This window comes from Streptococcus sanguinis, assembly GCF_008329445.1.
Taxonomy (GTDB): domain Bacteria; phylum Bacillota; class Bacilli; order Lactobacillales; family Streptococcaceae; genus Streptococcus; species Streptococcus sanguinis_O.
The window spans coordinates 137,400-150,056 of the sequence record NZ_VIBR01000002.1 but is presented as its reverse complement, the minus strand read 5'-3'; the positions used below and the strand labels follow the sequence as shown (position 1 = coordinate 150,056).

The window sequence follows — 12,657 nt, the reverse complement described above, 5'->3', positions numbered from 1 at the left end:
AAATAAATTTCTTCTTTCATCGTTTCTCTAACATTGACTATCTTTGACTAATATTATACCGGAAAAGTCTCTATTTTGAAAGAAAAAGGGATGACTGAAAGGTCTGACAATTCAAACTAGTGAAAAAGCTTTGTCAGGCTTGTGTAACCGCTTGCTTTTTGCTTTTAAAGCGTTATAATATAGGTGGAAATCCACAAGGAAAACACAGACAGAAACTCCTGCCTGCCAACTATCATCTAAACAAGGAGGATAATCCAATGAAAATGGATTGGCTCAACTATTCTCGTCATGTACTCAAATGGCTCTTTGTAGCTCTGAGTATTTTCACCATCTTTTCTGCTGATTACGTTGATATTCCTATCGGAGCTCTCATCGCCTGTCTTTATGCTCCCCTACTCTTCGAACAGGAGCTGGTCAGCAACCGAGTCAAATGGTATAGCTTTCTGATCATGATGGTGGTTACTCTGCCCCTTTTGTTTATTACCAAAGTCTACCAGTTTAGCCTGACTTACCCACAAACGACAATACTTCTCTTCCTCTTGGCAGTATTGATTTTTACCAATGGCTTGATTGCTCATAAGCTCATAAGGAAGAAAGAGAAAAAGCAGCTAAGTGATACTGCTCACCATTCTAAACTTGATGTTTAAAAATCTATAAAAAGGTCTGAGAAAAAATCTCAGACCTTTTTATCGTTCTATTTCTAAGCTAAAAACGATTAGTTTTGACCAAGAGCAGCAGCCATTGTTGCAGCTACTTCGTTTTCAAAGTCGTTAGCAGCTTTTTCGATACCTTCACCAACTTCAAAGCGAGCGAATTCAACTACTGAAGCATTTACTGATTCAAGGTAAGCTTCAACTGTCTTGCTGTCATCCATGATGTATACTTGTGCAAGAAGTGTGTATGCTTGGTCAACTTTAGTGTTGTCAAGCATGAAGCGATCCATTTTACCTGGGATAATCTTGTCCCAGATCTTTTCTGGTTTGCCTTCAGCAGCCAACTCAGCCTTGATGTCTTCTTCAGCTTGTGCAACGACTGCATCAGTCAATTGAGCTTTAGAACCGTATTTCAAGTGTGGAAGAGCTGGTTTACCAACCATTGCACGGCTTTCGTTGTCTTGATCGATGACATGGTTCAATTGTGCCAATTCATCTTTAACAAATTGCTCATCCAATTCTTTATATGAAAGAACAGTTGGTTTCATCGCAGCAATGTGCATAGAGATTTGCTTAGCAAGAGCATCGTCTCCACCTTCGATAACGGAGATAACTCCGATACGGCCACCGTTGTGTTGGTAAGCACCAAAGTGTTGAGCATCTGTCTTTTCAATCAAAGCAAAGCGACGGAAAGAGATCTTTTCTCCGATAGTTGCAGTTGCAGATACGTATGCAGCTTCAAGAGTTTCACCTGAAGGCATTGTCAAAGCAAGTGCTTCTTCGTTGTTAGCTGGTTTGCCTTCAGCGATTACTTTCGCAGTTGCATTTACCAAGTCAACAAATTGAGCATTTTTCGCAACGAAGTCAGTTTCAGCATTCACTTCAACAACAGCGGCAACATTACCGTTTACGTAAACACCTGTCAGACCTTCAGCGGCAACACGGTCAGCCTTCTTAGCTGCTTTTGCCATCCCTTTTTCGCGAAGCAATTCAATCGCTTTTTCGATGTCACCATCAGTTTCAACAAGTGCTTTCTTAGCGTCCATGACACCAGCACCAGATTTTTCACGCAATTCTTTGACAAGCTTAGCTGTAATTTCTGCCATTTTTCTTCTCCTATTTTTTAATTTAAATAAAGGAGCTGGGCTGAGCCCTGCCCCTTTAGGTTAGTTTACTGATTATTCGTTTGAACCTTCAACAACTTCAACGATTTCTTCGATAGAATCTGCTTGAGTTTCAGTTGCAGCCAATTCTGCTTCTACTGATTCAACGCTATCTTCACCTTGACGGCCTTCGATAACAGCATCAGCCATTTTCGCAGTGATCAATTTAACCGCACGGATTGCATCGTCGTTCGCTGGGATAATCACATCGATATCATCAGGATCAGTGTTAGTATCAACCATGGCAACCACTGGGATACCTAATTTCTTAGCTTCCTTAACAGCGATTTGCTCTTTATGAGGGTCAACTACGTACATCACATCTGGGATACGAGGCATATCTTCGATACCGCCCAAGAATTTTTCAAGACGAGCACGTTGTTTGTTGAGAAGAGCGACTTCTTTCTTAGGAAGAACTTCGAAAGTTCCGTCTTCTTCCATGCGTTTGATTTCTTTCAAACGAGCTACACGTTTTTGGATAGTAGACCAGTTTGTAAGAGTTCCACCCAACCAACGGTGGTTGATGAAGTATTGACCTGAACGTTCTGCTTCTTCTTTGACAGCGTCAGCAGCTTGCTTTTTAGTACCAACGAAGAGGATAACTGCATCGTTAGCAGCAGCATCACGCATAAAGTCGTAAGCTTGGTCAGCATACTTTACAGTTTGCTGCAAGTCGATTACGTGGATACCGTTACGCTCAGTGAAGATGTATTTAGCCATCTTAGGGTTCCAGCGACGAGTTTGGTGACCAAAGTGAACACCAGCCTCAAGAAGTTGTTTCATTGAAATTACTGCCATGAGTAAATTCTCCTTTTTGTTTTTTTCCTCTTTTAGATTTCAGCTCGCAGGACCACCCGAGGGCAACACTCCCACAATTCATCTAAAATGAGTATTTCGCCATTTACACGGCACCTTCTATTATAACAAAAACGCAGCTCTTTGACAAGGCATTTACTGGATTTTCTGCCACTAAGAATGAATTCTACCTCTCATTAGAACATGTATTTCCCGAAGAGTTCTGAATGGCAGCGTCTAACATTTTCTGCTTTGGCTATGAAAGACTCTTGACGAAAGCAAGTATTTACGATAGAATAATAAGAGTTGCGGCGGTATAGCCAAGTGGTAAGGCACGGCTCTGCAAAAGCTTGATCGTCGGTTCAAATCCGTCTACCGCCTTCGTAAATATATTTCTAGAAGTCCTCAAAGGGCTTTTTTTTATTGCACTTCCTATTGTTTCTAGCAAACTTTGCTGATATAATATTATAAAAATATCATTCATCATCAGCGAAAGGAAAAAGATTGATTATGAAAAAAGTCAGCTTCTATGCCCTTACTCTCCTCTCTTTACTAGCTCTCTCAGCCTGCATGCCTGTCAAGCAGACGCAACAAAGAAAAAAGACACCTAGCTCCCTCAAAGCTTCGAAAAGTTCATCCTCTAAGGAAATATCCAGCAAATCATCTAGCAGTAGCTCTAGCACCTATGAAAGTAGTGATGAGGTATTTCAGAAACGTGCTACCTTTGATCCAGATGATGCTTCTGCACTACAATACATACCAGATGCAGCTTCTATTCCTGAATTAGAGAAAATAAGAAATTTCCATATTTCCACTGGCTTTGTCATTCAGGTAAACGGAGAGGATATCAATGGTGACAAACCTAAAACGTCTTACGATGAAGTAACAGCAGCTCTAGGCCAACCTACATTCAGCACTGATGAGAATGACCCTGGCAACTCTGTCAACATCTGGCACACAGACAACGGAGACATTATGTGCTACTTTACCAATAATGTCCTGACAAATTTGAGTTTTAGTCTAAAAGACGCTCAACCAGCCAAAAGCAGCTATTCTAGCATCACCACATCCGACACTCCCAAGACAGCTTTCGACAAGCTTGGTCGTCCGGAAATGATTATACGTTCAGAACGCGATACAACCTTTGTCTATAAAAATTCTAATGATGAACAGTTTAGTTTCTCTACCCAGAACAATCAAATCGTTGGGGTAATGTCTACCTATCAAATGAAACAAACCAAAGACATTATTGACTCTGTCATTAAAGATAAGTAATCTTACAATTGGCTCCAAAAACACAAAAATCCAAGACGTTTTTAGTCTTGGATTTTATTTTTGACGAGGATAACGGCTTCGTCAATTAAAGCTCTGCAATCTGGCTAAGATTAACTTCGGCCACGGTGTCATTACCAAACATGGAAATAATCATCTTGACCTTGTTATTATCAATCTCAGTAATCTTACCTGTATAGTCAGTAAAGGCACCATCAATGATACGAACAGTGTCACCAACCTTGACATCCAAGTCAAATTCCTGCACTGTTTGGCCCATGGAGATGAGAATGTTGCGAATTTCTTCTTCCAAGAGTGGCGTTGGTTTAGAGCGGTTTCCGTGCGAACCGACAAATCCTGTTACATTCGGAGTGTTCCGCACGACAAACCAAGCTTCATCTGTCATGACCATTTCCACCAAGACATAACCAGGGAAGCGATTTTCTTCGATTTCCTTGGTCTTGCCATTTTTCTCTACTTGCACGGTCTGAGTGGGGATTTCCACACGCAAGATATTTTCCAGCATATTATAAGTCTGAGCGCGCTGCAAAAGATTTTCTTTTACCTTGTTTTCATAACCTGAATAGGTCTGCAGTACAAACCAGCCTTTGTCAAAACTGTCCATGAATTCATCCTTTCCTAAATAAAAAAGCCTGCGGGCTTCTGCTTCTTTCTAGCCCTATTATACCATAATTTCCTCAAATGCAAAGGAATTTAGTAACTATTTTCCCAGATAAATCAAAGCCTTGCAATTCTGCCCAAAAAATCTTGAATCAGTATTGTCTAGTATGAGAAATTTTTATTTCAAACGATGAATTATAGATAGATTTGATTTTTTTGAAGCTGACTAAAATTATCCGCTAGTAAATAAGGACATACGTCAAAAGTCCCACCTACTCACAATAGGTGGGACTTTGAATAATATGCCTGTTGTAGACTTTTTTATTTCTACTTAAATCATTAAGAGAAAATATTCAGAATCTGGAAAAGACCGCTTGCCACTACTTTGTCAAAGATATAGATGATTACTACAAAGAATGCAGTGTATTCCATGACAGAAATAAAATCTGTCCATCTTTCTTTTCGGGTAGGCCAAGTTGTATCTTTCAATAGTTTAAAAACATCTTTAAAGAATTTCACAACAATCTCCTATCTAGTTTCTTTATGCAGGGTGTATTTACTGCAATGCTTACAAAATTTATTAACTTCTAAACGCGTTGGTTTTGGAGTGCTACTGAGCTTAACCGAGTAGTTCCTAGAACCACAGACTGTACACGCTAGACTCGCTTTTTTTAATGCCATAACGCCTCCATCTTTCTTATTATAGCAGGATTCTATACTTTTGACAAGCCGTTCAGCTCTTTTAAATCCTATTGAAACCAACTGGTAACAGTATCCCAGAGATTCTTAGCTTTCTCAGGAATACCAGTGTCATCAATTGCTTTCTTGGCTTCATCTACCAGATTTTGAGCTCGGTCCTGAACATCCTGCAAGAAGTCTTTGTTTTCAGTTGTAGTACCCGTTTCCTCGGTACCATAGGTATCCACAGGGGCAATACCGTTGGCAGCATAGGCATTCTTCTGCCCTTCAAAGGAAGTTCCTTCTGTATATGGCAGGATGCTATTGGCAACATTCCGGAAAACTGCCGAAGCTTCATTCGCACTGGTTCCAGTCAGATAGTGGGTTTCATCAGTTTTTGGAAAGCCTAGCCACTGGCTGATAACCACATCCGGCGTATAACCAATAACCCATTGGTCACCAGATAGATCTGGGTTAAAGTCCGTTTCAGTCGTACCGGTCTTACCAGCCATTGTATAACCATACGGAGCCGCATAGATACCTGTACCGTTGGAGAAAGTCCCCAGCATCATGCTGTTCATCTTGTCAGTCGTTGAGCTATTGAGAACTCGGGTAGAGGTTTGGCGATGGGTCTTGACAACCTGACCGCTGGCATTTTCAATTTTTGTAATGAGATGGGCATCATTCATCACACCGCCATTGGCAAAGACTGAGTAGGCCTGAGCCATTTGCATTGGATTGGTTGTAACTCCGCTTCCTAGAGCCACGCCCAAAGTCTTATCAACCTTGTCCATATTCAGACCAAACTTTTTCCCGTACTCAAAGGCTTTGTTAATGCCTAACTCATCTACAGTTGAAACAGCTGGAATGTTCAAAGATTCTGCCAAGGCTTGATACATTGGAACTTTAGGGGAGCTTTGGATATTGCCGTAGTTGTTAATGGTATAGTCGCCAAAGGTGGTTCTGGTATTATCCAGCTCCTTATCTGTCGGCCAACCAGCAGCGACGGCTGGACTGTAAGCAACCAAGGGCTTGATAGTAGAGCCGGGGCTGCGAGAAGACTGGGTTGCATAGTTAAAGCTTCTGAAGGTCGAGCCTTCTGCACTATTGACTCGCCCTACTAGTGCTCGCACACCGCCGGTTTTTGGATCCAAGGCAACACTGCCCGACTCAGCCATAGTGCCATCTTCTGCTACAGGAAAGAGAGAGACATTGCTGTAAATAACCTGCATGCTGGCTTGGTAGTTCTGATCCAGTTCAGTATAAATGCGGTAGCCATTATTAACAATCTCTTCTTCAGTCAAGCCGTAGTCATTGACAGCTTCATTGATGACCGCATCGAAATAGGATGGATAGCGATAGTCTTCTGACTTACCGGCATACGCATCAACCAGCTGGCCACCGATTCCTACAGCGGCAGCCTGATCAGCTGTCCCCTGATCAATAAAGCCTGCAGCAACCATATTTTGCAGCACCGTATCGCGGCGATTGGTCGCATTTTCAACTGAGTACAGCGGATTATAAATCTCTGGTCCCTTGAGCATACCAGCCAGAACAGCAGACTGGTCCAGACTAAGCTGGCTAGCCGAGACTCCGAAATATTTCTTAGAGGCATCCTCCACACCCCAGACCCCATTTCCAAAATAGGAATTATTGAGGTACATGGTCAGGATTTCTTGCTTGCTGTATTTCTTATTGATTTCCAGAGCCAGGAAAAATTCCTTGGCCTTCCGCTCAATGGTCTGGTCCTGAGACAGATAGGCATTCTTGGCCAGCTGCTGGGTGATGGTAGACCCCCCACCCGAGCGACCAGCTGTCAGGATAGCTAGGATAAAACGACTGTAGTTAATCCCGCCATTCTCATAGAAAGTCCGGTCCTCTGTCGCGATGACAGCATTCTGCAGGTCTTGACTAATCTCGGTCAGCTCAACATAAGTTCCTTTCTGACCAGACAGGCTTCCCGCTTCATTACCATCCTTGTCAAAGATGAGCGTGGTAGCTTTGAGGGCATTCTGCAAATCCTTGACATTGGTCGTCTTAGCCACATAAAAGAGATAGCCACCGACCACCAGACCAAAGGTCAAGCCGAGAATCAGGAATATCTTGGTCAGATGAAACCTGCGCCAAAAACGGCGGATAGGATGCTGAGAGAGAGGTTTCTTTTTGGCCTTGCCCGAACGGCTGAGACCAGATTTAGCCTGCTCTTCTGTCAGCTCCACCTCCTCTGCTGCTTCTTTTTGAGGTTTCTGTATGGTAAAATAATCTACTAATTTTTCAAACAAATCTTTTAAATTCTTCATAAACCTTATTTTATCACCTTATTTAGGTGCAGACAAGAAAGTACCCTATTTCCCGTCTGATTTTTAGTTATTTTTAAGAAAAAGGGTATATTAAATAGCCTTTTAAAGCCCTCTGCTGCAAGCCTTATCCGACACTTCCTATTTCCAAACAGCAGGCTTTCTGCTACAATAAATGTATGAAATTCACACTCACTATCCCAGATGGACTGCCCGCCATGACAGTCAAAGAACTGCTGGAAGAACAATTTCTCATTCCACGAAAAATCCGACACTTTCTGCGGACCAAGAAGCATGTGTCCGTCAACGGCCTAGCTATTAACTGGCAGACTGTAGTCAAACCTGGAGATGATATCTGTCTGATATTTGATGAAGAGGATTATCCTCGAAAAACAATCTTGCTTGGTCATCCTGAATTCATAGAAGAACTCTACCAGGACCAGCACCTCATCATCGTCAATAAACCCGAGGGTATAAAGACTCACGCTAATGAGCCAAGAGAGCTGGCTCTGCTCAATCATGTTTCCGCCTATGTCGGTGAGACCTGCTATGTCGTTCACCGGTTGGATAAAGAAACCAGCGGTGCTGTCCTCTTTGCCAAGAATCCCTTTGTCCTGCCCATCCTCAATCGACTGCTGGAAAAGCGAGAAATCAGCCGCGCATATTGGGCTTTGGTCCAAGGCAAGTTCCCAAGCAAAAAACTTATCTATAAAGACAAGATCGGCCGCGACCGCCATGATCGCAGAAAACGGCTGGTCGACCCCCGAAAAGGACTCTATGCAGAGACTCATGTGACTCGACTCAAGCAATTTGGACAGGCTGCCTTGGTCAAATGCCAACTCAAGACGGGCCGCACCCATCAGATCCGTGTTCATCTAGCTCACCACGGACACCCACTTATCGGTGACCCCCTCTATCATCCGCAGCCCAAAGGGCGGCTTATGCTCCACGCCCATCGGCTGACCTTCACCCACCCTTTTACGCTAGAAAAAATAACAGTCGAAGCCCGCTCTGACAGTTTTGAAAAAGTATTGAGCAGTCAGAACCCAAGATAGACCAAGAAAAGCAACAGTATTCTCTGTTGCTTTTAGTTTGGAGTCAAAGCGAGGATAAGCTATGACAGCTTACATCACTGAGCCGGAAGTGCACTGATAAGTCTGGGCCTGATGGTTTTCTGAAAAGCTATGCTCAGCAAGTAAGACAGTAAGAAAATGATAAAAAAGCCAAAACTATAAATGGTATTCCGAGGCATAATCGATCTAAAAACGAAGATAATGAAGGGATGAATGATATAAATCATGGTCGCGTATCTCTTGGCGATATTGTTCAAAACAGGAATGTCAATATTGGTCCCATTTCTGACCGCATAGAAGAAAATTGCACTGGATGAAAAAAGAGTGCTGGGATAGAGGTCATATTCCGTACCCATGAAACAGTACTCAAACAAAATCAAACCCGCTATTCCCAAGCCAATCGCCCATTTCCTGACAGATGACAAGTCATAGGCTAAAATCCGATCCCGATGCTTGGCAAACTGCATCCCTAGAATGAAAAAGGGAAGACCCATAAACAGGAAGTTGCGATAGTAAAATTCGCTATCTGTATTGAACTCGATACAAAAGGCCAGGACCAACAAGAATAAGGACACACCAAAGCTAGTTAAGTGGTGGAAATGCTTATAAAAAACCAGATAAAGCGTGTAGATATAGGAGATAGCCAGCAAATACCAAGTCGGTGTAGCAGCTGAACCAATCAAGTCTCTGGGACTGTTAAAGAGGAAAAAGTCTGCAAAATCAGACAGGTCTATAGATGCCATCTTTTCTGTCAACTCTCTGGTCAGCACTAGGTTGACAAAATGCACAATCGTGTAAAATAGGAGACTGGCAGCTGTCAAAAGAAGCATCTGCTTGAGACGATACTTGACCTTGTCTCTGGAAATATTAAAGGAAAAATAGCCCGACAGCATCATGAAAAAGGGAACTGCAAAGCGGGCCACAATTTGATAAAAAACGCCAAATTGCCCTGGCAACAGAAAGTGTAAGGAAACAATACTAAAGCAAGCTAGGGCCTTGAAAGCGTGCAAAGTTGTGTTTTCAGTCTTCATGCAGACATTATAGCATGTTTATTATTACAGCTCATCAAGACCAGATTACATGCCCATTAAAAAACATATCAATTGATGACATGCTTTAAAAAGTTTTGCATCTGTAGGAGAAAACAGCTCTTATATAGAAAAACTCTTCTGCACTATTACAGAAGAGTTTTATTCACCTGACTGGTATTCTACATTAGCCTTCATAGCCATTAGGATTTGAACTTTGCCATCTCCAAGAATCTCGCATCATATCTTGGAGAGTTTTCTCAGCTTTCCAGCCCAAAATGTCATTTGCTTTACTTGCATCAGCGAAGCAAGTCGCCACATCTCCAGGTCGCCTATCCTTTATAGTATAAGGAATTTTCACACCATTGACATTTTCAAATGCTTTAACCATATCCAGTACACTATAACCAATCCCTGTACCAAGATTGAAAACAGCGACCCCCTTGTTTTCTAAATTATGTTTCAAAGCCAAAACATGGCCCTTGGCTAAATCGACTACATGGATATAATCCCGCACTCCTGTACCGTCATGCGTATCATAATCATTTCCAAAAACGCTAAGCTCTTGTAATTTACCGACCGCAACCTGAGTTATATAAGGCATGAGGTTATGAGGAATTCCATTTGGAGCCTCACCAATCAGACCAGACTCGTGAGCACCAATTGGATTGAAGTAACGAAGATTGGTTACAGACCAATCTGAATGTGCAAGAGCAAGATCCGTCAAAATCTGTTCCATCATCAGCTTGGTGTAACCATATGGATTGGTCGCTGAAGTAGGTAAATCTTCTGTCAAGGGTGAAACATGATTCATACCATAGACAGTGGCACTAGAACTAAAGATAATATTGTCTACTTCCTGCTCTTTCATAACTTCAAGAAGAGCAATACCAGCACTGACATTATTTTCGTAATATTTTAGTGGTTCCCGCACCGATTCTTCTACTGACTTATAGGCTGCTAAATGAATGACTGCATCAATGTGGTTGTATTCGAAAATCTGGTTCATCAGATCTTTATCAGAAATCGAACCCTTGTAAAACGGGATGTTCACACCAGTGATAGTTTCTAAGCGCTCTAGCACTTTTGGAGAGCTATTCGAAAAGTTATCCACAACAATAGCTCCATAGCCCGCGGCGACTAGTTCAACCACTGTGTGACTTCCTATATACCCCGTTCCGCCCGTAACTAAAATTTTTTTCATAGGACACCTCTGCTTGCTAATCCTCAAGTTCTCTTTAATTTTACTATTGCAACTAACAGATACTTCTCTTCTCAAAGTTGACTGCCAAATTCTGCACTTACTAAAAACACCAAAACCTAGTCCACTTTGCTACCCTATAGCTCTGCTCTGCTGATGATTTTTGAAGTCTCTTCATGGTAGAATAACTTGCAAAATCATTTATATTCAGAGGCATAAAGAACGGAATTATTTTAGCTAATTTCTAATTATTCTCAAAAAAATACCATAATCCGCAATAAGTTACTGGAAAAATTGTCTTTCATTTCCACTATATACAATATATAGTTCAGCAAACTGATTGTAGCCAGAGTAACTTTATAAGTAACTTTGTATGCTAACACTACATTACAAACGTAAAAAGCCCAGACAGGGCTTAGTATTTAGATTGTTAAACTATTTATAATTTCTCAAGCATCAACGAGCCCGCAATTGTTGGAGCATGCCTTTTAAACTTTGGTATTTGTAAATGCTGTAGGTCAGATAGACAAATCCGTAGGCTGCTGCAGCTAGATAAACTGATAAAAACCAATTCGAAGCAATAAATACAAGTGTCATTAGCAACTCAACCCAGATATCTTTGACGACCTCAATCTTCATCCTCTTGGCTAAGATTAGCTCTGCCAATATACTCCTAGTCGCCAGCAACAGCACGATAGACAGCACTGTAGCATTCAGATTGCGCAGAAAAACTGCAAAAATCAAGGTAGTAGCAAAGCTTAAGAGCATGGCAATTACATTTACTTTAAAAATCTGCCTCTCCATTCGTAAGGCTTTTAAGTAGGTATTGATAAGCAGAGCCATTTTTCCCTCGTAGACAGACATAGGAAAGACTAGAGCCATAAATATCAAGGACTCTCTGTAAGCCGGCAGCCAGCTGTCCAAAGCTATTTTCAGGGGATAATACAGCAAAAGCACTCCAAACATAAGAACCATAAGGACATTCCGCAACTGATTGTAAATCTTAGGTAACCTGCTTTTGTCCGTCCGTTTCAAAATCGGAAAGATGACCAAACCAATAGCGTTGATAAAGGTCATCAGCAGATTGGAAATGCTCAGGGTCAAGGATACTTTCCCAAATGTAGCAATGTTCCATACCTTTTGAATCCCCATTCGAACGGTTCCGATAATGAGCATACTGGCTACATTTGATAGCATCAGATTGATACCGACAGCAATATTGCGAACCGTTTCCTGTATATCAAGCTTAAACTGATTGAGAGGTCGCAGGGCCATATCTCGGCACAGATACATAGCATAAAAAAGAGAAACAATTCTACCAATCAAATCTGCATAGACCATAATCTTGAAATCTCGAAAACCCACGAAAATAAAGACCAGTAAAAGCAGTAAATAGAGGAGTCGGTCTCCACTGACAACATAGGAACTTTCCTTTAATCGATTAGTCATCTGCAGAACGTAAACAAAGAGAAAACGCAGATTGGTGACCAACATGGTATAAACCAAAAGTGTAAAAACAAACCGACTGCTCTCATCTCTAATAAAGGCAGAAATTCCTAATAAAAATAAAATTCCAATACCTGTCAGATAGATCAAAAGCATGAGAAACTGAGAGAAAAAATTCTCTTTATCCAGATCCGCATACTCCAAACCACCGTAGCGAAGGTAGATTCCGTCCACCCAGCCCAGATGAACAAAACCAGCATAGGATAAGTAGAAAATATAGAGTTGCCAGTAGCCATACTCCTCTACACCCATGATCTTAGGCAAAATCAAGACAACCAGAGAAGAAACTATTACTGTCAGCAAATTGGACAAGACAACATAGGAAAAATTAGCTACTATTTTTTTAAATCCACCAGACAAATTAGCCCTC

At 41.6% G+C, this 12,657-nt stretch carries 12 protein-coding genes and 1 tRNA gene; 4 read left to right on the top strand and 9 right to left on the bottom strand.

Annotated features, from left to right (window positions below):
• Window positions 1-119 precede the first annotated feature (119 nt).
• Window positions 120-647: a hypothetical protein gene (locus FKX92_RS05710; protein WP_187759394.1), complete on the top strand. Its 528-nt coding sequence runs from the start codon at window positions 120-122 to the stop codon at window positions 645-647.
• Window positions 648-715: 68 nt separating this feature from the next.
• Here the strand turns inward: FKX92_RS05710 and tsf are convergent, their stop codons facing one another.
• Both tsf and rpsB read right to left on the bottom strand, forming a co-directional pair.
• On the bottom strand, window positions 716-1,759 hold the full coding sequence (tsf, locus tag FKX92_RS05705) for a translation elongation factor Ts (RefSeq protein WP_002894014.1): 1,044 nt from the start codon (window positions 1,757-1,759) through the stop codon (window positions 716-718).
• A gap of 72 nt (window positions 1,760-1,831) precedes the next feature.
• On the bottom strand, window positions 1,832-2,614 hold the full coding sequence (gene rpsB, locus FKX92_RS05700) for a 30S ribosomal protein S2 (protein ID WP_002894015.1): 783 nt from the start codon (window positions 2,612-2,614) through the stop codon (window positions 1,832-1,834).
• Between the two features lie 307 nt (window positions 2,615-2,921).
• Here rpsB and FKX92_RS05695 point away from each other — a divergent pair.
• Both FKX92_RS05695 and FKX92_RS05690 read left to right on the top strand, forming a co-directional pair.
• Window positions 2,922-2,992 (top strand) — tRNA-Cys (locus FKX92_RS05695).
• A gap of 129 nt (window positions 2,993-3,121) precedes the next feature.
• Window positions 3,122-3,886 carry a hypothetical protein gene (locus FKX92_RS05690; RefSeq protein ID WP_149565903.1) on the top strand — a complete coding sequence of 255 codons (765 nt, stop codon included), beginning with the start codon at window positions 3,122-3,124 and terminating at the stop codon, window positions 3,884-3,886.
• A gap of 85 nt (window positions 3,887-3,971) precedes the next feature.
• Here the strand turns inward: FKX92_RS05690 and nusG are convergent, their stop codons facing one another.
• The 4 genes from nusG to pbp2a form a co-directional block, all read right to left on the bottom strand.
• Window positions 3,972-4,508 carry a transcription termination/antitermination protein NusG gene (gene nusG / locus FKX92_RS05685; protein WP_002894018.1) on the bottom strand — a complete coding sequence of 179 codons (537 nt, stop codon included), beginning with the start codon at window positions 4,506-4,508 and terminating at the stop codon, window positions 3,972-3,974.
• Between the two features lie 335 nt (window positions 4,509-4,843).
• A complete protein-coding gene (secE, locus tag FKX92_RS05680) occupies window positions 4,844-5,023 on the bottom strand; it encodes a preprotein translocase subunit SecE (protein ID WP_002894022.1) in 180 nt (59 codons plus the stop codon).
• Window positions 5,024-5,032: 9 nt separating this feature from the next.
• A complete protein-coding gene (gene rpmG, locus FKX92_RS05675) occupies window positions 5,033-5,185 on the bottom strand; it encodes a 50S ribosomal protein L33 (protein ID WP_002894024.1) in 153 nt (50 codons plus the stop codon).
• A 68-nt stretch (window positions 5,186-5,253) separates the two neighbouring features.
• Window positions 5,254-7,482: a penicillin-binding protein PBP2A gene (gene pbp2a, locus FKX92_RS05670; protein WP_149565776.1), complete on the bottom strand. Its 2,229-nt coding sequence runs from the start codon at window positions 7,480-7,482 to the stop codon at window positions 5,254-5,256.
• 176 nt (window positions 7,483-7,658) lie between these two features.
• Between pbp2a and FKX92_RS05665 the strand changes: the two genes are divergently transcribed.
• Window positions 7,659-8,534 (top strand): RluA family pseudouridine synthase, encoded by an 876-nt coding sequence (locus FKX92_RS05665; RefSeq protein ID WP_149565775.1) that lies wholly within the window; start codon window positions 7,659-7,661, stop codon window positions 8,532-8,534.
• Between the two features lie 74 nt (window positions 8,535-8,608).
• On the opposite strand, the gene FKX92_RS05660 is transcribed toward FKX92_RS05665, so the two are convergent.
• The 3 genes from FKX92_RS05660 to FKX92_RS05650 all read right to left on the bottom strand — a co-directional run bounded on the left by FKX92_RS05660 (window position 8,609) and on the right by FKX92_RS05650 (window position 12,647).
• Entirely contained in the window at window positions 8,609-9,583 is a 975-nt protein-coding gene (locus tag FKX92_RS05660) for an acyltransferase family protein (protein ID WP_149565774.1), read from the bottom strand.
• Window positions 9,584-9,767: 184 nt separating this feature from the next.
• Window positions 9,768-10,784 carry a UDP-glucose 4-epimerase GalE gene (galE, locus tag FKX92_RS05655; protein WP_149565773.1) on the bottom strand — a complete coding sequence of 339 codons (1,017 nt, stop codon included), beginning with the start codon at window positions 10,782-10,784 and terminating at the stop codon, window positions 9,768-9,770.
• A 453-nt stretch (window positions 10,785-11,237) separates the two neighbouring features.
• Complete coding sequence (locus FKX92_RS05650) at window positions 11,238-12,647, bottom strand: lipopolysaccharide biosynthesis protein (RefSeq protein ID WP_149565772.1); 1,410 nt, start codon at window positions 12,645-12,647, stop codon at window positions 11,238-11,240.
• Window positions 12,648-12,657 lie beyond the last annotated feature (10 nt).